The organism is Dokdonia sp. Dokd-P16 (genome assembly GCF_003095655.1).
Taxonomy (GTDB): Bacteria; Bacteroidota; Bacteroidia; order Flavobacteriales; family Flavobacteriaceae; genus Dokdonia.
Map to the genome: position 1 here is coordinate 2,623,883 of NZ_CP029151.1, position 24,594 is coordinate 2,648,476.

General features: G+C 36.8%; 5 protein-coding genes. 4 read left to right on the top strand and 1 reads right to left on the bottom strand.

Annotated features, from left to right (window positions below; translation table 11 throughout):
- Positions 1 to 1,275: a DUF2851 family protein gene (locus DCS32_RS11800; RefSeq protein ID WP_108878445.1), complete on the top strand. Its 1,275-nt coding sequence runs from the start codon at positions 1 to 3 to the stop codon at positions 1,273 to 1,275.
- A gap of 273 nt (positions 1,276 to 1,548) precedes the next feature.
- On the opposite strand, the gene DCS32_RS11805 is transcribed toward DCS32_RS11800, so the two are convergent.
- Complete coding sequence (locus tag DCS32_RS11805; RefSeq protein WP_108878446.1) at positions 1,549 to 3,141, bottom strand: peptide chain release factor 3; 1,593 nt, start codon at positions 3,139 to 3,141, stop codon at positions 1,549 to 1,551.
- 557 nt (positions 3,142 to 3,698) lie between these two features.
- On the opposite strand from DCS32_RS11805, the gene DCS32_RS11810 reads away from it, so the two are divergent.
- Genes DCS32_RS11810 through DCS32_RS11820 form a run of 3 tightly spaced genes read left to right on the top strand, consistent with a single transcriptional unit; the run spans position 3,699 to position 24,470 of the window.
- Positions 3,699 to 13,748, top strand: coding sequence for an Ig-like domain-containing protein (locus tag DCS32_RS11810; protein ID WP_108878447.1), 10,050 nt, complete (start codon positions 3,699 to 3,701; stop codon positions 13,746 to 13,748).
- A 48-nt stretch (positions 13,749 to 13,796) separates the two neighbouring features.
- Complete coding sequence (locus DCS32_RS11815) at positions 13,797 to 17,213, top strand: beta strand repeat-containing protein (RefSeq protein ID WP_108878448.1); 3,417 nt, start codon at positions 13,797 to 13,799, stop codon at positions 17,211 to 17,213.
- Between the two features lie 42 nt (positions 17,214 to 17,255).
- Positions 17,256 to 24,470, top strand: a complete 7,215-nt coding sequence (locus DCS32_RS11820; RefSeq protein ID WP_108878449.1) for a gliding motility-associated C-terminal domain-containing protein — start codon at positions 17,256 to 17,258, stop codon at positions 24,468 to 24,470.
- The last annotated feature ends 124 nt before the right edge of the window (positions 24,471 to 24,594 follow it).

Genomic DNA, 24,594 nt, shown 5'->3' on the forward strand with positions numbered 1-24,594 from the left:
ATGCAAGAAGACTTTTTACATTACTTATGGAAATTTAAGAAGTACGCTTTCGCGAAAGCAGAAACCACCACAGGCTTACCCATTACATTAATCAACGTAGGACAACATAATCATCTAGCCGGTCCAGACTTTTTTAATACCACCCTTGTGATAGGCAATCAAAAGTGGGCTGGAAATGTAGAAATTCACTTAAAATCTTCAGATTGGTATGCGCATAATCATGAGACAGATGCCGCTTATGACAATGTGATTCTCCATGTAGTGTGGGAGCATGACGTAGAGATTTACAGAAAAGACAATACTGCCATCCCAACCTTAGTACTCAAAGAGCTAGTTGTCGAAAAGGCGTTGAGAAGTTATAAGGAGCTCTTTAATAATCAGTCACAACAATGGATTAATTGTGAGAACAGCATAAGAGAGATTCCACAGATGATACAAAGCAACTGGCTAGAACGTCTCTATTTTGAACGCTTAACGCGAAAAACGGAACACATCACACCTATGCTTAACAAGGTAAATGGTGACTGGGAAGCGGCGCTTTTTGTGTTGCTCATGCGCAGTTTTGGCACCAAAGTAAACGCAAATGCTTTTCAATCCATCGCCGAAAAAATTGACTTTTCCATCGTGCGTAAATGCGCTCAAGAACCCTTTAGACTAGAAGCATTATTATTAGGTATGGCTGGATTATTGCCGGAAAACACTATAGACTCATACCCGATGCAATTGCAAGGAGAGTATGAGTTTGTATCTCATAAATTTCAGATAGCTAGTGATGGAGTGCTACCTGTACAATTTTATAAACTGAGACCAGATAACTTCCCGACATTACGACTATCACAAGTGGCACAGTTATATCACAAACACCTGAATTTGTTTCAGAAGATGATGTCTGCAGCTACTGTCGCTGAGTTATATGCCCTGTTCGATATTAAAGCTTCTCAATATTGGGATACACATTATTCTTTTGGGAAAGATCAGAAAAAACGTGCTAAGAAACTCTCGTCGTCATTTATAGATATCATTATCATTAACGCGATTATACCTTTGAGATTCTTCTATAATCAATACTTAGGGAAAGATGAGAGTGAGGTACTGCTTTCTATGATGCATGCCATAAAACCTGAAAGTAATAGTATAATCAATAAATATAACTCATTAAGAGATCGAGCACAAAATGCTCAAGAAACCCAAGCGTTATTAGAATTAAAAGCAAACTACTGTGATCTCAATAAATGTCTATCCTGTGCAATTGGAAATTATTTAATCAAGCATTAACAAGTAGAGAAGGTTTTTGAAAAATAAAAAAGGTGTGCTCATTTAATGTGCACACCTTTTTTATAAATAACTATACTCAGCTTGAAATTATAGGTATTTGTAATTTCTATACAAAAGTTATTTTCAATAAATTTAGCTAATTAATATTTGCTTTAAATAAGCCTATTTTAAGCTGTTATTTAAAATTTGTGATGCAACTAGTTGTCTTTTGTTGCAAAATGCTTTTAATCGTCTTTAAATTAGTTATTTGTTGAAAATTTAGTTTTAAATCTCTTAATCTTTAAATTCACTTACATAGTGCATTTTTACAGACGGATATTTTTGTTGTGTCATTTGTAAAGTAAATGGAGAATCTGCTAGAAATACGAGTTGGCCTCTTTTGTCTTTTGCCATAAAACGTTGTTTTACTCGTAAAAATTCTTTGAACTCTTCACTTTTTGGATCTTCTGGGTCAACCCAGCAAGCTTTTGACACACTTAGAGGTTCGTAGGTACACTTAGCTCCATATTCGTGCTCAAGGCGGTATTGTATTACCTCATATTGTAGCGCTCCTACAGTACCTATAACCTTACGGCCATTAAGCTCTAGCGTAAATAATTGCGCTACGCCTTCATCCATAAGTTGGTCAATTCCCTTTGCAAGCTGCTTAGATTTCATAGGGTCTGCATTGTTTATATACCTGAAATGCTCAGGAGAGAATGCAGGTATTCCTTTGTAATGCAGCTCTTCGCCAGAAGTAAGTGTGTCACCTATTTTAAAGTTACCGGTATCGTGTAGTCCCACAATATCACCTGGGTATGAGATATCTACAATCTCCTTACGCTCTGCAAAAAATGCGTTAGGACTAGAAAACTTGAGGTTTTTTTTATGTCTTACGTGTAAATAAGGCTTGTTGCGTTCAAAAACACCAGAAACTATTTTTATAAAAGCAAGTCTGTCCCTGTGCTTAGGATCCATGTTTGCGTGAATCTTAAATACAAAGCCAGAGAAGTCTTTTTCATCTGGTTGTACTAGGCGTTCTTCACTCTTTTTTGGACGTGGTGGTGGAGCAATTTTTACAAAACAATCTAGTAATTCCCTTACTCCAAAATTATTTAAGGCAGAACCAAAAAATACAGGTTGTTGCTTTCCATCAAGATAATCCTGCTGGTTAAACGCTGGATATACTCCTTGTACTAGCCCTATCTCTTCTCTAAGATTATCGGCAGCTTTAGGGCCTACGAGCTTATCAAGCACTTCATCTTGAAGATTTGAGATTTTGATGGTTTCCTCGATATTTTTTCTACTATCTCCACTAAAGAGGTTAACATTTTTCTCCCAAAGGTTGTAAATTCCTTTAAAATCATATCCCATACCAATAGGGAAACTTAAAGGAGTAACTGATAGGTGTAGTTTTTCTTCTATTTCATCTAGTAGTTCAAAAGCATCTTTACCCTCACGATCCAGTTTATTTACAAAAACAATCATTGGGATGTTGCGCATTCTACATACTTCCACGAGTTTTTCTGTCTGTGGCTCTACACCTTTTGCGACATCTACTACCACAATAACACTATCTACAGCAGTTAATGTTCTAAAAGTATCTTCGGCAAAATCCTTGTGACCAGGAGTATCAAGGATGTTTATTTTAATGCCATTATATTCAAAAGCAAGAACAGAAGTGGCTACAGAAATACCACGCTGGCGTTCTATTTCCATAAAGTCACTCGTCGCTCCCTTTTTAATTTTATTAGATTTTACAGCCCCAGCTTCTTGAATTGCTCCACCAAAAAGGAGTAATTTTTCAGTAAGTGTTGTCTTTCCTGCATCTGGGTGAGATACAATTCCAAACGTTCGGCGACGGGCTATTTCTTTTTTAAAACTCATAGAATTCACTAATATTTTAGAATGTAAAGATACTATATAGTGTTAAAGAATATGAGGTATATTTTAAAGCTACTTTAGAGGTTGTTTTGACTGTGTTTAGGTTGGTTTTATACGCTTTCGCGAAAGCGGACTGATTTTCGAAACACTCAATTTTTTAGGTACTTTCGTTAAGACATTTTGTTTGTAGTATTGAAAATTGTGTAGTTTGTCGATGATAATAAGTAGCATAACTAATAGTTTAAAAAGGTAATCTACAGATATAATAATCGCTTTATATTTGAACACCCAACTAATTGATTTCACCTAATTTATCACCTCTTAATAAGAGTGTCTAAATTAGAGTTTTGATGTATTGGGTTTTTTTGTGTCTGAATATTTTTTTGAAGATGCATTACCAGAGTATCAAAAATGAAAGTTTAGTGTTATTCATTTTAAAATATAAGCAGCAGGTGCTACTTCTAGAGTGAATGATTAGTGACCATATCTTATAAGTTATAATTAGTGCTTATCTGATATAGATTAAAATAAATTATAAGGTTTTTATAAAATAGTAATATATGAAACTAAATTACTTAGGAGATTTAAATAGATTAAACGGCGACTCTATGTTTAGAGTGGTTGTTTTGTTTGTGTTTATACTCTTGTCTAATCAAATGTTTGCTTCCGCAACTTCAACTCTTGAGACATTTGTAGATGATGCTGATACTTTGACGGGTTGGAACTTTGCTTGTGGTGAAAATAAGACTGTTGATGAGTACGGTGCAAATGCAAATGGAAAAACATCTACAGATGTTGTACTTCCTAATTCGGGAAATATTTATCAATATGTAGTTGAGATTGTTTACAAAGGTGGTAATCCTGGGAGTACAATTCAGGTTAAAGATAATAATAACGTTGCGCACACTTTAAATAGGTTTGCAGTTCCTGGTTCAAGTAGTAATATTTGGGTTTACAGAGCGACTGTGACAGGTAATGCATCAAGTATCAATTATACAAATACTGTAAATAGAAATAATTTACAATCTATTGTTGTTTACGCTTTTAGAAATACGGTAGATGCATTTGCAAATTCTGGGGTGTTTACAAATTTAAGTGGTTATAACAATAAGGTGCAGTTTACAATTGATATTCCTTCTTTTTCAGAACCTAGAGATTTATTTGTTGAAACTCCAATTTCAGAAATTACTACAGATGGAAGGTATTTATTACTAAGAGCGGAAGCTGGCGGAGTTTCTGAAGAAATTATAATTACTGGTCCAGATAGTTCATTACCTGGAGGGACCTGTTGTTTAATAATGCCAACATTGACATTATTAGATGTCCCTGGTAATGTTACGCAAGTGACCATTACTGTTGATTCGAGGCATAATCAAAATGGTCAAAGTGTTAATGGTCAATCATGGATTATAGCTGGAGGAGTAAATGTGGACGCAGATTGTACTCCATCAATAGATCCTTGTAATGCACAGGTGTCTGGTAACTTAGATAGTGACGGTGATGGTATAAGTGATCTTTGTGATCTTGATGACGACAATGACGGTATATTAGATACAGATGAGTGTGTAAATGCTGCATCTGCCATATCGCCTTTGAGTTTAGACTTTAGCAATGGAGTGTTTACAGATAGTGGGGTTAGTAGTGAAGTAGGTGATAAAATGAGGTATGTAAATGCTGGTACTTTTGAGGGAACACCTTTTGATTTAGAACTAGTAGTTATTTCTAATCCTAGTCCGGCTACTTTAGATATTGCTATTAACAATCCAATTTCTACAATATATTTAACGGGAACAAATGTTGGCGCTCTTGCTGGTTTACAGATGAATTTTTATCGATCTGGAACTAATACGTTGCTGCCTATGCCATTAGATGTTACCTGGATGGATGTAGATGGTATACCAACTTCTAGTGAGGAGGTTATATTGAATACTACAGATGTACAGTTTTATCAATTATCAACATCTTCTGGTCTCTCAATAACTAATTCTGGCGGAAAAATTAGAGCTAGAGGGGTAGCGGTTAATACTGAGAATACTGATGCAAACACACAAGATGCATGGTGGAGAACTAGATTCTTAACAACATCAAGCATTAATTTTGAATTAAGAAAACGTTTAGGAACTCCAGGTTACAATTTTGATGTTGAGCCGTTAAGTAGTGCTGCTGCATTAGTGCCTGTAACTGCACCAGTCTCAGGGTGTAATAACGATATTGATAATGATGGTGTTATCAATGCGCTAGATTTAGATAGTGATAATGATGGTTGCCCTGACTATGTAGAAGGTAATGGTTCTTTCTTGAGTAGTGATGGTTTAGTAGCAAGTGGGTCTGTAACAGATGGGAATAATGGTAGTGTGAAAACTAACCTGGGAGTTATAGTAGACGAGAATGCATCAAGTAGTACTTATGGTGTGCCTTTAGTGGCTAATGCTGGTCAATTAAAAGGTTTTAGTCAAGATAAAACACAAAACCAGTGTGCGACTATCCTTGCCGATGATGATACTAGAACTGTTTTCTTTAATCTTCCTTTAAATATAGATGTAGTTGCAAATGATGACTATGGTGATAATGGAGCTTCTTTAACGGAGCCTATCGTAATTACAGTAAATCCTGCACACGGAGTTATTGAAATTAACGATAATAATACACCGGGAGACTTATCTGATGACACAATTATATATACTCCAAATCAGGATTATTCAGGATTTGATGAGTTTAAATATAAAATTGTAGATGTAAATGGTAATGAGAGTGAAGCGACTGTCTTCCTTTCAGTATCAGATGTGTTTATAGTTCCTCCGGGAGAAAGAGGTTGTGATTGTGCACCTTTTTACGAAAACTCAAATTTTGCAAATCCTGTACTAATTTCAGGAGTTGCGCTATCTGAAGGGGCCAAATATAGATTTTCAAACATTTTTCCTAATAATGCAAATGGAGTTGTTCTCGATGCAATCGTTGAAATTGTAGCGTTTAACAATGGGGCGACGCTTCTTGATATTGATGTTTCAAATCAAGGTCTTCCTAGAGCGTTCCAACCTAAGATTAATAGTACGAATAATGGTGATCAGAGTGTGAAATTTGATATATCATTTGTTGCCTCTGGAACAATGACACCAGTAAGTATTTCTTTCTTTGGAAGTCCTTTTGATATTGATGGTGATAGTGTAATTACAAGAGAATATGCAGAATTAAGTCTTCCAGATTCTTATTATACATCAGGAGATACTCTTATAGATATAATAAATACCGGCGATGGAATTAGAGGGACTGCTGTAAACCCTTTAACTGCTCCTGGTGGAGATATTTCTGAAGATCCAAGATTTACTTTCAGTAACTATTGGGAAGGAAAGAGTAAATTATCATATACTATAGGTAAGGAAAACGGAAATTTTGATAGATTTTATGCTTTTGTATTTGATAATGCAGAATATTTAAATCCTAGATCTACAATTCTGTCAGCTCCAGTTATCTGTGGTAACGTATCTGATGAAGGTGGGGATCCACTTCCTAATGTGGAAGTTGATATTATTGGTTCTGACGGAAGTAATAAAACGGTAGCAACTGATATAAATGGAAATTATAGATATGCAACCTCTATACCTTCTGCTTTGGTTGATGTAACGTATACAGTCATTGAGAATGATAATTCAGGATATGTATCAATATCTGATGTAGATGGAGCAAATGACAACAGGATAACTCGCGTTATAAATTTGATGTCTACATGTGGGAATGATTTTGTAGATGACGGTAGACCCAATGCAGTAAATGATGAAACAGTTGCGTTACCTTTAGAAACTATTAATGTAAGTGTATTGGTTAATGATATTTTTGGACCAGATTTAGCTGCTAGCGGACCAATTACAATTATTACTCAGCCAGCTTTAGGAACGGCTGTGGTCAATACAAACGGAACAACAAATGATCCAACTGATGATTTTATAGAGTTTACTGCGCCACTAGTTAACACTTCTGTTATACAATTTGAATATCAAATTTGTGATAGCGATAATGATTGTGATAGTGCTATAGTTTCAGTAAATATAGGAGCTCTTATTAATACAACTGCAGTTGATGATATTGAGAATACTTTTGTAAATACACCTGTAGATGGTAATGTATTAACAAATGATTTTGATGCTCAAGGGGATGTTCAAACAGTTACTTCTCCTGTAGTGACATCTACTCAAGGTGTTGTCGTAAACATTGCGCCAGATGGGTCGTACTCTTATAACCCTCCGGCTGACTATGTAGGGTCAGATGCCTTTACTTATACGGTTTGTGATAATGGTAATCCACAAGCGTGTGATACTGCAACTGTATACGTTGAAGTGGTTCCTACAACAAGTAAGAATGATCCACCAGTAGCAAATGCTGATACTGGAGTAACGGAAATCAACACGCCTGTTGAAGGAAGTGTACTTTCTAACGATTTTGATCCAGACGGAGATCCAATAACGGTGACTGCAAATACAGATCCATCTAATGGTGTATTAGTAATCAATCCTGATGGAACGTTTGAGTATACACCAAACACTGATTTTGTTGGTGAGGATACTTTTACATACACAATATGTGATAATGCTACTCCGGCTGCATGTGATACAGCAACAGTTACTATTCAAGTAATTCCTGATTTTGCAAACATTACTGTAGCAAATGATGATGCTTACATTGGTTCAATTGATACAGATGTATTAGGAAATGTATTGGATAATGATACAGACCCAGAAGGAGATGCTCAAACAGCATCTTTAACAACGGATCCATCAAATGGAAGTGTCGTTTTAAATGCAGATGGTACTTTTACTTATACGCCTGACTCAGGTTATACTGGACCAGATGAGTTTACTTACACAGTAACTGATGCTCAAGGAGCAACAGATACTGCAACGGTTTCATTAGTGATAGCGCCTGTTAGTAATACAACAACAGCTATTGACGATATCAATGATACTTTTGTAAATACTGCTGTAACTGGTAATGTATTAACAAATGATGATGATTCAGAAGGAGATACTCAAACAGTAAGTTCAAATACAGATCCATCCAATGGAGTATTAGTAATTAATCCTGATGGAACTTATGAATACACACCAAATACTGACTTCGTAGGAGAAGATACTTTTACATATACAGTTTGTGATGATGGTAACCCTCAAGCTTGTGATACTGCTATTGTTTACTTAGAAGTATTGCCAGAGCCAACCAGTAAGAATGATCCACCAGTTGCAAATGCTGATACTGGAGTAACAGAAATCAACACGCCTATTGAAGGAAGTGTACTTTCTAACGATTTTGATCCAGACGGAGATCCAATAACGGTGACTGCAAATACAGATCCATCTAATGGTGTATTAGTAATCAATCCTGATGGAACGTTTGAGTACACACCAAACACTGATTTTGTAGGAGAAGATACTTTTACATATACAATCTGTGATAATGCTACTCCAGCTGAATGTGATACTGCAACAGTTACTATTCAAGTAATTCCTGATTTTGCAAACATCACCGTAGCAAATGATGATGCTTACATTGGTTCAATTGATACAGATGTATTAGGAAATGTATTGGATAATGATACAGACCCAGAAGGAGATAGTCAAACAGCATCTTTAACAACGGATCCATCAAACGGAAGTGTTGTTTTAAATGCAGATGGTACTTTTACTTATACGCCTGACTCAGGTTATACTGGACCAGATGAGTTTACTTACACAGTAACTGATGCTCAAGGAGCAACAGATACTGCAACGGTTTCATTAGTGATAGCGCCTGTTAGTAATACAACAACAGCTATTGACGATATCAATGATACGTTTGTAAATACTGCTGTAACTGGTAATGTATTAACAAATGATGATGATGCAGAAGGAGATACTCAAACAGTAAGTTCAAATACAGATCCATCTAATGGAGTATTAGTAATTAATCCTGATGGAACTTACGAATACACACCAAATACTAACTTCGTAGGAGAAGATACTTTTACATATACAGTTTGTGATGATGGTAACCCTCAAGCTTGTGATACTGCTATTGTTTACTTAGAAGTATTGCCAGAGCCAACCAGTAAGAATGATCCACCAGTAGCAAATGCTGATACTGGAGTAACAGAAATCAATACGCCTATTGAAGGAAGTGTACTTTCTAATGATTTTGATCCAGACGGAGATCCAATAACGGTGACTGCAAATACAGATCCATCTAATGGTGTATTGGTAATCAATCCTGATGGAACGTTTGAGTATACACCAAACACTGATTTTGTTGGAGAGGATACTTTTACATATACAATCTGTGATAACGCTACTCCAGCTGCATGTGATACAGCAACAGTTACTATTCAAGTAATTCCTGATTTTGCAAACATTACTGTAGCAAATGATGATGCTTACATTGGTTCAATTGATACAGATGTATTAGGAAATGTATTGGATAACGATACGGATCCAGAAGGAGATAGTCAAACAGCATCTTTAGCAACGGATCCATCAAACGGAAGTGTTGTTTTAAATACAGATGGTACTTTCACTTATACGCCTGACTCAGGTTATACTGGACCAGATGAGTTTACTTACACAGTAACTGATGCTCAAGGAGCAACAGATACTGCAACGGTTTCATTAGTGATAGCGCCTGTTGGTAATACAACAACAGCTATTGACGATATCAATGATACTTTTGTGAATACTGCTGTAACTGGTAATGTATTAACAAATGATGATGATGCAGAAGGAGATACGCAAACAGTAAGTTCAAATACAGATCCATCTAATGGAGTATTAGTAATTAATCCTGATGGAACTTACGAATACACACCAAATACTGACTTCGTAGGAGAAGATACTTTTACATATACAGTTTGTGATGATGGTAACCCTCAAGCTTGTGATACTGCTATTGTTTACTTAGAAGTATTGCCAGAGCCAACCAGTAAGAATGATCCACCAGTTGCAAATGCTGATACTGGAGTAACAGAAATCAACACGCCTGTTGAAGGAAGTGTACTTTCTAACGATTTTGATCCAGACGGAGATCCAATAACGGTGACTGCAAATACAGATCCATCTAATGGTGTATTAGTAATCAATCCTGATGGAACGTTTGAGTATACACCAAACACTGATTTTGTTGGTGAGGATACTTTTACATACACAATATGTGATAATGCTACTCCGGCTGCATGTGATACAGCAACAGTTACTATTCAAGTAATTCCTGATTTTGCAAACATTACTGTAGCAAATGATGATGCTTACATTGGTTCAATTGATACAGATGTATTAGGAAATGTATTGGATAATGATACAGACCCAGAAGGAGATGCTCAAACAGCATCTTTAACAACGGATCCATCAAATGGAAGTGTCGTTTTAAATGCAGATGGTACTTTTACTTATACGCCTGACTCAGGTTATACTGGACCAGATGAGTTTACTTACACAGTAACTGATGCTCAAGGAGCAACAGATACTGCAACGGTTTCATTAGTGATAGCGCCTGTTAGTAATACAACAACAGCTATTGACGATATCAATGATACTTTTGTAAATACTGCTGTAACTGGTAATGTATTAACAAATGATGATGATTCAGAAGGAGATACTCAAACAGTAAGTTCAAATACAGATCCATCCAATGGAGTATTAGTAATTAATCCTGATGGAACTTATGAATACACACCAAATACTGACTTCGTAGGAGAAGATACTTTTACATATACAGTTTGTGATGATGGTAACCCTCAAGCTTGTGATACTGCTATTGTTTACTTAGAAGTATTGCCAGAGCCAACCAGTAAGAATGATCCACCAGTAGCAAATGCTGATACTGGAGTAACAGAAATCAACACGCCTATTGAAGGAAGTGTACTTTCTAACGATTTTGATCCAGACGGAGATCCAATAACGGTGACTGCAAATACAGATCCATCTAATGGTGTATTAGTAATCAATCCTGATGGAACGTTTGAGTACACACCAAACACTGATTTTGTAGGAGAAGATACTTTTACATATACAATCTGTGATAATGCTACTCCAGCTGAATGTGATACTGCAACAGTTACTATTCAAGTAATTCCTGATTTTGCAAACATCACCGTAGCAAATGATGATGCTTACATTGGTTCAATTGATACAGATGTATTAGGAAATGTATTGGATAATGATACAGACCCAGAAGGAGATAGTCAAACAGCATCTTTAACAACGGATCCATCAAACGGAAGTGTTGTTTTAAATGCAGATGGTACTTTTACTTATACGCCTGACTCAGGTTATACTGGACCAGATGAGTTTACTTACACAGTAACTGATGCTCAAGGAGCAACAGATACTGCAACGGTTTCATTAGTGATAGCGCCTGTTAGTAATACAACAACAGCTATTGACGATATCAATGATACGTTTGTAAATACTGCTGTAACTGGTAATGTATTAACAAATGATGATGATGCAGAAGGAGATACTCAAACAGTAAGTTCAAATACAGATCCATCTAATGGAGTATTAGTAATTAATCCTGATGGAACTTACGAATACACACCAAATACTAACTTCGTAGGAGAAGATACTTTTACATATACAGTTTGTGATGATGGTAACCCTCAAGCTTGTGATACTGCTATTGTTTACTTAGAAGTATTGCCAGAGCCAACCAGTAAGAATGATCCACCAGTAGCAAATGCTGATACTGGAGTAACAGAAATCAATACGCCTATTGAAGGAAGTGTACTTTCTAATGATTTTGATCCAGACGGAGATCCAATAACGGTGACTGCAAATACAGATCCATCTAATGGTGTATTAGTAATCAATCCTGATGGAACGTTTGAGTACACACCAAACACTGATTTTGTTGGAGAAGATACTTTTACATATACAATCTGTGATAATGCTACTCCGGCTGCATGTGATACAGCAACAGTTACTATTCAAGTAATTCCTGATTTTGCAAACATTACTGTAGCAAATGATGATGCTTACATTGGTTCAATTAATACAGATGTATTAGGTAATGTATTGGATAATGATACAGACCCAGAAGGAGATGCTCAAACAGCATCTTTAACAACGGATCCATCAAATGGAAGTGTCGTTTTAAATGCAGATGGTACTTTTACTTATACGCCTGACTCAGGTTATACTGGACCAGATGAGTTTACTTACACAGTAACTGATGCTCAAGGAGCAACAGATACTGCAACGGTTTCATTAGTGATAGCGCCTGTTAGTAATACAACAACAGCTATTGACGATATCAATGATACTTTTGTGAATACTGCTGTAACTGGTAATGTATTAACAAATGATGATGATGCAGAAGGAGATACGCAAACAGTAAGTTCAAATACAGATCCATCTAATGGAGTATTAGTAATTAATCCTGATGGAACTTACGAATACACACCAAATACTGACTTCGTAGGGGAAGATACTTTTACATATACAGTTTGTGATGATGGTAATCCTCAAGCTTGCGATACTGCTATTGTTTACTTAGAAGTATTGCCTATAAGCGGACCTGATAACGAGGCGCCTGTTGCTAATGCGGATTCAGGCATTACAGAGGTGAATACACCGTTGACAGGAAATGTTTTGCCTAACGATTTTGATCCAGATGGAGATCCACTTACGGTTACTGCAAATACAGATCCAGCTAATGGATTGGTCTTATTACTACCTAACGGATCATTTGTTTATACACCTAATGCTGATTTTGTTGGTGAGGATACTTTCACATACACAATCTGTGATAATGCAATTCCAGCTGAATGTGATACGGCAACGGTTACTATTCAAGTAATCCTTGATGCTGCAAACATTACTGTAGCAAATGATGATGCTTATAATGGTATTTCAAACACTGATATTTTAGGAAATGTATTAGATAATGATACAGACCCTGAGGGAGATGCTCAGTCAACATTGTTAGTATCTGATCCTGCAAATGGGACGGTAGTTTTAAATGATGATGGTACTTTTGTATATACTTCTAATTTGGATTATGTAGGTCCAGATTCCTTTGTATATCAGGTGACAGACACTCAAGGTGCAACTGCTACTGCAACCGTATATCTTACAGTAGGTATGCAATTAATTCCAGATTATGGACCAACATTGTTTACTGGAGTGACCACTATTATAGGTAATACTGGAGTTATTGATTTCAGAGTGCTAGTGGCTGAATTTGCTGGTCAGAATTCTAATGGTGTTACACCAGTAGAACTTAGGATAGTCAAAAGCGATGACTTGTTAATAACATTTGATCCTACAAGTGTGTTGGTTAACGGCTTCCCTGTGTCAAACACCGATTGGTTGTTTGATAATTCTAGTCCTACACTTTATAGATTTATATATATTGGGAATAACGGTATCTTTCCAGCAAATAGCGCGTCAATGATCGGTTTAAATGCTGTTTATTTGCCACTTATTAGCACAGAAGGAGAGTTTCCATTGCAGGTTACAGTCAAATTTAACTCTGGAGGTGAAACTAATAACTCTAATAATAACGATGTTGATTATGTTGAATTCGACAATGACATACTTAATGATGACGATAACGATGACGATGACGATGACGATGACGATGACGACGATTAATATATTACTTTAAAGAATTTCCAATTTCAACAACCTTAAATACCTACAATGAATAAAAATCTACTTCCACTCATTTTTACCTTTCTGTGTACGTTAGTTGCCTATGGTCAGACCGTTACAGTAACTGAAGCAAATATAACTCCGGATCCTCTTGATGGTATTGCCTTAAATGGTGAGGGTATCGGTACATTTACTTTTACAGAAAATGATGGTATAGCAGCTCCTGCTTCAGCATTTGGAATGCCTAATGTTACAATTAGTATTAGTTTACAATATGTAGAATTAACTGACGCTGATGTAGCTGGAATAACAGGAACTGTGCTGTCTTATTTTACAGTTAGTTATGATGCTGGGAATAATGTTCTTGTTTTTCAACAGTCATCTGAGATTCCTGCTAGTTTCTCTGGAAATATTTCTATGCCATTAACTGTTACTCAAAACTCAACTGAAAATCAAAGTTTTAATGGGTTTAATGTGAATATAGCAGCAATTGATGGTCCAACTGATGCTCCTGGAAGTACAGCATTTTTTACACATACTAGAGGTGTTTTGGCAGAGGTGGATATAACTGATACTTCTTTCCCTGGAGACACGTTGGATCTATCTGTATCAGATGCTGATTTGAATGAAAATCCTTCAGTTGCAGAAACTGTCAACGTGATTGTGAAAAATGATATTACAGGTGAATCAGAGGTGATTACATTAACAGAGACAGGCCCAAATACAGGTGTATTTACCGGAACTGTCGATACCATTTACGGAGTATCTGCTGGTGCTAATAATGACGGAATAATTAATACCCAAGTTGGTGACACGGTTACTATTTTCTATAACGATCAATTAGATGAAAACGGAACATTAACTGTATTGACAGATGTTGATAATGTATTGGGTGGAATAACTGGAATAGTAGATATAACTGATACATCTATTCCTGGTGATACTTTGGATGTGGTTGTTACAGATGGGGATCTTAATGAAAACCCTTCAGTAGCTGAAACTTTAGATGTAGTTGTTGTAAACGAAGAGACTGGTGAATCTGAAGTTGTTACTTTAATAGAAACCGGACCTGACACAGGAGTTTTTGCTGGTACAGTTGATACTGTTTATGGTGTAGTTGCTGGAGTTGATAATGATGGCACATTTAATACACAAGCAGGTGATTCGGTAATTGTTACTTATGATGATGAGCTTGATGAAGTTGGTAGCAATCCAGGACCAATCACAGATACAGATTTAGTTCTTGGTGGGGTTACTGGTGAAGTTACTATAACGGATACTTCAATACCCGGGGACACTTTAGACATTGTTGTGACCGATAATGATTTGAATTTAGATATAACTAGTATAGATACAATTGATGTGGTTGTTGTAAATGATCAGACTGGTGAAACAGAAACAATTACTCTTACAGAGTCTGGTATTGATACTGGAGTATTTGAAGGTACTGTTGATACTATATTTGGTGATATGGCTGGTACAAATGACGATGGAACATTAAATACACAAGCAGGAAATACCGTTACCGTAACATACGACGATGAGCTTGATAATACAGGTGATAATCCTGCCCCAATAACGGATGTTGATAATGTAATTGGTGGAGTTACAGGTGAAGTTACTATTACAGAAACTTCAATTCCAGGAGATACATTGGAAATTGTAGTAACTGATAATGATTTAAATCAAAATACTAATAGTGTAGAAACTATTGAGGTCGTAGTTATTAACGATGAAACTGGCGAATCTGAAATAGTTACTCTAACAGAAACAGGTGCTGATACGGGAATATTTGAAGGTACTGTTGATACTGTGTTTGGTGATATTGCCGGTACAGATAACGACGGAGTTTTTAATACTCAAGCTGGTGATACTGTAACGGTAACATATGATGATGAGTTAGATAATTTAGGTAATGATCCAACAGCTGTTTCAGATACAGACACCGTAATCGGAGGAGTAACAGGTAAGGTTGAAATAACAGAAACATCAATACCAGGAGATACATTAGATATTATTGTAACTGATAATGATTTGAATCTAGACATCACTAGTATAGACACAATTGATGTCGTTGTTGTAAATGATGCAACTGGTGAAACAGAAACAATCACTTTGACAGAGACAGGAGTTGATACTGGTGTGTTTGAAGGAACTGTTGATACGGAATATGGGATTGATGCAGGGGCGAATGAGGACGGAATTTTTAACACACAAGCCGGTGATACTGTAACTGTGACTTATGATGATGAATTAGATAGCAATGGTAATAATCCAGATCCAATTACTGATACCGACAATGTACTAGGAGGGGTTACTGGAGTTGTAGATATTACTGATACATCAGTTCCAGGGGATACATTAGATATATCTGTTGCTGATAATGATTTGAATCAAGATATTGATACAATTGAAACTATAGAAGTAATTGTTGTTAATGATAATACTGGAGAGTCGGAAATAATTATTCTGACTGAAACAGGTGCTGACACTGGTGTGTTTGAAGGTACTGTAGAAACAGTGTCAGGTATAATTGCTGGTACAGATAATGACGGCGTTTTTAATACACAAGCTGGAGATACTGTAACGGTAACTTATGATGATGTATTAGACGTAACAGGAAGTAACCCTACTCCTATTTCGGATGTGGATACAGTTCTTGGTGGTGTGACTGGAACTGTCGATGTTACAGATCTTTCAATACCGGGTGACACATTAGATATCGTAGTTACGGATAATGATTTAAATGAAAATCCACTTACAATAGAAAGTATTGAGGTAGTTGTCATAAATGATATCACAGGTGAGTCTGAAACGATCACATTAACTGAAACTGGGATTGATACAGGAGTCTTTACAGGAACTGTAGAAACAGAATACGGTGTAACAGCTGGTACGGACAATGATGGTATATTCAATACACAAGCTGGAGATACAGTTACCGTAACTTATGATGATGAGTTTGACGCAATAGGTTCAGATCCAGACGCAATAACGGATACAGACATCGTGGGTAATTTGCCGGATTTTGGTCCAGTTATTTTCACAGGTACAACAACTGTAGCAGGTGATTCTGGTATAGTTGACTTTAGAGTTTTTGTAGCGGAATATAATGATAGACAATCTAATGGCACTGATGCTGTAGAGTTGCGAATAACTAAAAACTCAGCATTTATAATTACATATGATTCAAGCCTCACAACATTAAATGGAGCACCAGTTAGTAATGCTGATTGGGTATTTGATGATTCTAATCCGATATTATACAAATTTACATATGTAGGTAATGGAGGTGTTTTTGAAGGTTTAACGGCATCTATCCTTGGTATTAATGCTGTCTATAATCCATTACCAAATACGAACGGTATATTCCCGATTCAGGCAACTGTTCGCTATTTTTCAGGTGGAGAGGTTAATAATTCAAATAATGATGATTTTGATTACATAGAGTATAACAATAACTAGTAGTTAAAAGTATCCTTATTATTTACGTAGAAAATTCATAAGATGAAGAAAATTTTAATAATAGTAATCATTTTTACTTTAAGCTTAACGAGCTTTGGTCAATCTGTTTCAATTCCGGAAGCAAATATAAATCCTGCTCCACTAGAGACTCTTGAGTTGAATGGTACAGGTACCGGAAGCTTTATTCTGGCAGAGTCGTCCGGTTTAGAGGTTCCTGCATTGGATCCAGATACAGGTTTGCCTAATGTTAAGATTGAAGTTATATTTCAATTGGTGGAATTAACAGATGGCGATACTAGTGCAATAACTGGTACACTTTTGAATTATTTTACTCCATCTTATGATGCTGTTAGCAATGTCTTGACTTTAAGTCAATATGCTATTATAGCTGGTGACGATTTTGGATCTTTAACATTTCCAATAACCGTTATTGAAAATTCGAGTCAAGAAGACGCTAATAATGGTTTTCAAACTGTTTTATCTGCATCAGATAAAAACACATTTGCTGGAGGAAGTTCGAGTATTTTCACTTATACAGCAGATAATAATTTGAGCCTTATAAAAAGTCAAACAAGTGCTTCGGGTATTTTAAATGACATCATTACTTATGATATTGTAGTAACAAATTCAGGTAATACCAATCTTACTGATATTATTGTTACAGATGATAATGCCACTATTATTTCTGGAAATCCAATTGCTGAGTTGGCTCCAGGAGATAGTGTTACTGTTGTAGCAGAACATCAGATTACTCAAGCCGACGTTGATTTAGGCTATTTCGAAAACAGTGCTTCTGCCGTTGGTAGTAGTCCAATTGGAATTAACGATGTGACTGATATTTCAGATGCTGGAACAGATGTAAATGGACTAGAAATCCTAAATCCTGAAACAATTGAAACTCCAAATGGAGATGGCACTATTAATAGTGATTTGACTGATGATCCTACAGTTACTGCCATAGAAAGATCTGATTTGATTGCACTAATTAAAGAAGGGACATTTAACGATGTTAATGGAGATGGTTTCGCTCAAGCGGGAGAAACAGTAACATATAATTTTACAGTAACAAATACGGGAACTAGCACTCTTACCAATATTATTGTTACAGATGAATTAGTAGCTGTAACTGGTGGACCAATTGATTTAGCAGTTGGTGGCATTGATACAGATACATTCAGTGCAGTATACACAATTACTCAAACGGATATTGATGCCGGTGGAGTAACCAACCAAGCACTTGCTACAGGACAGAATCCTGATGGCGATGATGTAACAGATAATTCTGATGACAATAGTAATCTTGAAGATGATGAAACAATCACGACTTTCCCAACTGATGAAGGAGCGATTGCACTAATCAAGACTGGAACATTTAATGATGTAAACGGAGATGGTTTTGCGCAAGCGGGAGAAACTGTAACGTATAACTTCACAGTAACAAACACTGGAAACGTAACGATTACCAATATTGTAATTACGGATGAATTAGTAGCTGTAACTGGCGGACCAATTGATTTAGCAGTTGGCGGCGTTGATACTGATACATTCAGTGCAGTGTACACAATTACTCAAGCGGATATTGATGCTGGTGGAGTAACCAACCAAGCACTTGCTACAGGACAGAATCCTGATGGCGATGATGTAACAGATAATTCAGATGACAATAGTAATCTTGAAGATGATGAAACAATCACGACTTTCCCAACAGACGAAGGAGCGATTGCATTAATCAAGACTGGAACGTTTAATGATGTAAACGGAGATGGTTTCGCTCAAGCAGGAGAGACTGTAACATATAACTTCACAGTAACAAACACTGGAAACGTAACGATTACCAATATTGCAATTACGGATGAATTAGTAGCTGTAACTGGCGGACCAATTGATTTAGCAGTTGGTGGCGTTGATACAGATACATTCAGTGCAGTGTACACAATTACTCAAACTGATATTGATGCTGGTGGAGTAACCAACCAAGCACTTGGTACAGGACAGAATCCTGATGGCGATGATGTAACAGATAATTCAGATGACAATAGTAATCTTGAAGATGATGAAACAATCACGACTTTCCCAACTGATGAAGGAGCGATTGCACTAATCAAGACTGGAACATTTAATGATGTAAACGGAGATGGTTTTGCGCAAGCAGGAGAGACTGTAACATATAACTTCACAGTAACAAACACTGGAAACGTAACGATTACCAATATTGCAATTACGGATGAATTAGTAGCTGTAACTGGCGGACCAATTGATTTAGCAGTTGGTGGCGTTGATACAGATACATTCAGTGCAGTATACACAATTACTCAATCGGATATTGATGCTGGTGGAGTAACCAACCAAGCACTTGCTACAGGACAGAATCCTGATGGCGATGATGTAACAGATAATTCTGATGACAATAGTAATCTTGAAGATGAAGAAACAATCACGACTTTCCCAACTGATGAAGGAGCGATTGCACTAATCAAGACTGGAACATTTAATGATGTAAACGGAGATGGTTTTGCGCAAGCAGGAGAAACAGTAACATATAATTTCACAGTAACAAACACTGGAAACGTAACGATTACCAATATTGCAATTACGGATGAATTAGTAGCTGTAACTGGTGGACCAATTGATTTAGCAGTTGGTGGCGTTGATACAGATACATTCAGTGCAGTATACACAATTACTCAATCGGATATTGATGCTGGTGGAGTAACCAACCAAGCACTTGCTACAGGACAGAATCCTGATGGCGATGATGTAACAGATAATTCTGATGACAATAGTAATCTTGAAGATGATGAAACAATCACGACTTTCCCAACAGACGAAGGAGCGATTGCATTAATCAAGACTGGAGCGTTTAATGATGTAAACGGAGATGGTTTTGCTCAAGCAGGAGAGACTGTAACATATAACTTCACAGTAACAAACACTGGAAACGTAACGATTACCAATATTGCAATTACGGATGAATTAGTAGCTGTAACTGGCGGACCAATTGATTTAGCAGTTGGTGGCGTTGATACAGATACATTCAGTGCAGTATACACAATTACTCAATCGGATATTGATGCTGGTGGAGTAACCAACCAAGCACTTGCTACAGGACAGAATCCTGATGGCGATGATGTAACAGATAATTCTGATGACAATAGTAATCTTGAAGATGATGAAACAATCACGACTTTCCCAACTGATGAAGGAGCGATTGCACTAATCAAGACTGGAACATTTAATGATGTAAACGGAGATGGTTTTGCGCAAGCAGGAGAAACAGTAACATATAATTTCACAGTAACAAACACTGGAAACGTAACGATTACCAATATTGCAATTACGGATGAATTAGTAGCTGTAACTGGTGGACCAATTGATTTAGCAGTTGGTGGCGTTGATACAGATACATTCAGTGCAGTATACACAATTACTCAATCGGATATTGATGCTGGTGGAGTAACCAACCAAGCACTTGCTACAGGGCAAAATCCTGATGGCGATGATGTAACAGATACTTCAGATGATGACAGTAACCTTGAGGATGATGAGACAATCACTACGTTCCCAACAGACGAAGGAGCGATTGCATTAATCAAGAATGGAACATTTAATGATGTAAACGGAGATGGTTTCGCTCAAGCAGGGGAAACAGTAACATATAATTTTACAGTAACAAACACTGGAAACGTAACGATTACCAATATTGCAATTACGGATGAATTAGTAGCTGTAATTGGCGGACCAATTGATTTAGCAGTTGGTGGTATTGATACAGATACATTCAGTGCAGTATACACAATTACTCAATCGGATATTGATGCTGGCGGAGTAACAAACCAAGCACTTGCTACAGGACAGAATCCTGATGGCGATGATGTAACAGATAATTCAGATGATGACAGTAACCTTGAAGATGATGAAACAATCACGACTTTCCCAACAGACGAAGGAGCGATTGCATTAATCAAGACTGGAGCGTTTAATGATGTAAACGGAGATGGTTTTGCGCAAGCAGGAGAGACTGTAACATATAACTTCACAGTAACAAACACTGGAAACGTAACGATTACCAATATTGCAATTACGGATGAATTAGTAGCTGTAACTGGCGGACCAATTGATTTAGCAGTTGGTGGCGTTGATACAGATACATTCAGTGCAGTATACACCATTACTCAATCGGATATTGATGCTGGTGGAGTAACCAACCAAGCACTTGCTACAGGACAGAATCCTGATGGCGATGATGTAACAGATAATTCTGATGACAATAGTAATCTTGAAGATGATGAAACAATCACGACTTTCCCAACAGACGAAGGAGCGATTGCACTAATCAAGACTGGAACATTTAATGATGTAAACGGAGATGGTTTTGCGCAAGCAGGAGAAACAGTAACATATAATTTCACAGTAACAAACACTGGAAACGTAACGATTACCAATATTGCAATTACGGATGAATTAGTAGCTGTAACTGGTGGACCAATTGATTTAGCAGTTGGTGGCGTTGATACAGATACATTCAGTGCAGTATACACCATTACTCAATCGGATATTGATGCTGGTGGAGTAACCAACCAAGCACTTGCTACAGGGCAAAATCCTGATGGCGATGATGTAACAGATACTTCAGATGATGACAGTAACCTTGAGGATGATGAGACAATCACTACGTTCCCAACAGACGAAGGAGCGATTGCATTAATCAAGAATGGAACATTTAATGATGTAAACGGAGATGGTTTCGCTCAAGCAGGGGAAACAGTAACATATAATTTTACAGTAACAAACACTGGAAACGTAACTATTACCAATATTGTAATTACGGATGAATTAGTAGCTGTAATTGGCGGACCAATTGATTTAGCAGTTGGTGGTATTGATACAGATACATTCAGTGCAGTATACACAATTACTCAATCGGATATTGATGCTGGCGGAGTAACCAACCAAGCACTTGCTACAGGACAGAATCCTGATGGCGATGATGTAACAGATAATTCAGATGATGACAGTAACCTTGAAGATGATGAAACAATCACGACTTTCCCAACTGATGAAGGAGCGATTGCATTAATTAAGACTGGAACATTTAATGATGTAAACGGAGATGGTTTTGCGCAAGCAGGAGAAACAGTAACATATAATTTCACAGTAACAAACACTGGAAACGTAACGATTACCAATATTGTAATTACGGATGAATTAGTAGCTGTAACTGGTGGACCAATTGATTTAGCAGTTGGTGGCATTGATACAGATACATTCAGTGCAGTATACACCATTACTCAAGCGGATATTGATGCTGGCGGTGTAACAAACCAAGCACTTGCTACAGGACAGAATCCTGATGGTGACGATGTAACAGATACTTCAGATGATGACAGTAACCTTGAAGATGATGAAACAATCACTACTTTTCCAACAGACGAAGGAGCGATTGCATTAATTAAGACTGGAACATTTAATGATGTAAACGGAGATGGTTTCGCTCAAGCAGGAGAGACAGTAACATATAACTTCACAGTAACAAACACTGGAAACGTAACGATTACGAATATTGTAATTACTGATCCAATGGTAACTGTAACTGGCGGACCTATTGATTTACTTGCTGGTGCTTCAGACGCTACAACCTTTAGTGCTATCTATACTATTACGCAAGAAGATATTGATAATGGTGGAGTAACAAACCAAGCACTTGCAACAGGACAGAATCCTGATGGTGACGATGTAACAGATACTTCAGACGACGATAGTAATCTTGAGGATGATGAGACAATCACAACCTTCCCAACAGATGCTGGAGCGATTGCTCTAATAAAGACTGGATTCTTTAATGATGAAAGTGGAGATGGCTTTGCACAGGTAGGAGAGACTGTAACATATAACTTCACAGTAACAAATACTGGAAACGTAACAATCGCAAACATTGTAATCACAGATCCATTAGTAGCTGTAACTGGCGGACCAATTGATTTATCAGCTGGAGAAATTGATACCGATACTTTTAGTGCTGTTTATACATTAACCCAAACAGATGTGGATGCTGGAGGAGTATCAAACCAAGCGTTAGTTACAGGACAAAACCCTGATGGCAATGACGTAACAGATACTTCAGATGACGATAGTAACCTTGAGGATGACATTACTGTAACAGACTTACCTCAAGGGGCGAGTATAAGTTTAATCAAAACAGCTGTATTTAATGATGTTGATGGAGATGGATTTGCTCAAGTAGGCGAAACAATCACATATAACTTCACAGTTACAAATACAGGAAATGTAACGGTTACAAATATTATCATTGAAGATCCATTAGTAACTGTAACTGGCGGACCTATTGACTTGGAGGCAGGTGAGACAGATAATACTACATTTGTAGCTATTTATACTATAGTTCAAAGTGACATAGATACTGGATTTGTAACTAATCAAGCTATTGCAACAGGGCAAGATCCTGATGGCGTTGATGTTGTTGATATTTCAGACGATAATAATAGTGTCGAAGATGATGAAACAGTTACTACTCTTCCAATTGAAAGTTCAATAGCTTTAGAGAAAGTAGGAACAACTCTCGATATTGATGGTGATGGTTTAATTCAAGATGGAGAAGTAATTCAGTACACATTTACTGTGACTAATACAGGATCACTTCCATTAGATAATATCACCATAACTGACCCATTAGTAACAGTTGATGGAGGACCTATATCATTATTACCAGGAGAATCAGACAGTACAACATTTACGGCTACTTACATAGTTACTCCTTTTGATATAGCAAATGGTTTCGTATTAAATCAGGCAATAGTAAATGCAACAAACTCAAACGGTGAAGATGTAACAGATTTATCTGATGACCCTAACAACGATGAAAATGTTGACCCTAATATGGATGGTAACCCAGATGATCCTACACTTACTACCTTCCAAGGTGTACTTAATATTTTTGATATTGAAGTTTTCAATGGTATCTCACCAGATGGTGATGGAGTAAATGATTTCCTTATCATAGAAGGAATTGATGCTTTCCCAGATAATAATGTTCAGATATTTAATAGATGGGGTGTTCAAGTTTTTGAACAAGATGGCTATACAAATGATCCAAGTACTGGTTTCAAAGGTATCTCTGAAGGTAGAGCTACTATTGGAACAGATGATGGACTACCTGCTGGAACATATTTCTATCTTATTACTTATCAAACACCAGATGGTCTGAAGAGAAAGAGTGGATATTTATACATTAATCGTTAATATAAATAACGCTTTCGCGAAAGCGTTATAACAACTATCATAAATAATATTTGACTTTTTGAAATTTTAATGCGATTAGGGTAAAATAATCAAATTTCTAGATGAAGTACACTTAGAGCATGTG

Bases quoted from the DNA above. Each gene is read 5' to 3' on its own strand.
- DCS32_RS11800 (WP_108878445.1), top strand. From the start codon at position 1: ATGCAAGAAGACTTTTTACATTACTTATGGAAATTTAAGAAGTACGCT.
- DCS32_RS11805 (WP_108878446.1), bottom strand. From the start codon at position 3,141: ATGAGTTTTAAAAAAGAAATAGCCCGTCGCCGAACGTTTGGAATTGTA.
- DCS32_RS11810 (WP_108878447.1), top strand. From the start codon at position 3,699: ATGAAACTAAATTACTTAGGAGATTTAAATAGATTAAACGGCGACTCT.
- DCS32_RS11815 (WP_108878448.1), top strand. From the start codon at position 13,797: ATGAATAAAAATCTACTTCCACTCATTTTTACCTTTCTGTGTACGTTA.
- DCS32_RS11820 (WP_108878449.1), top strand. From the start codon at position 17,256: ATGAAGAAAATTTTAATAATAGTAATCATTTTTACTTTAAGCTTAACG.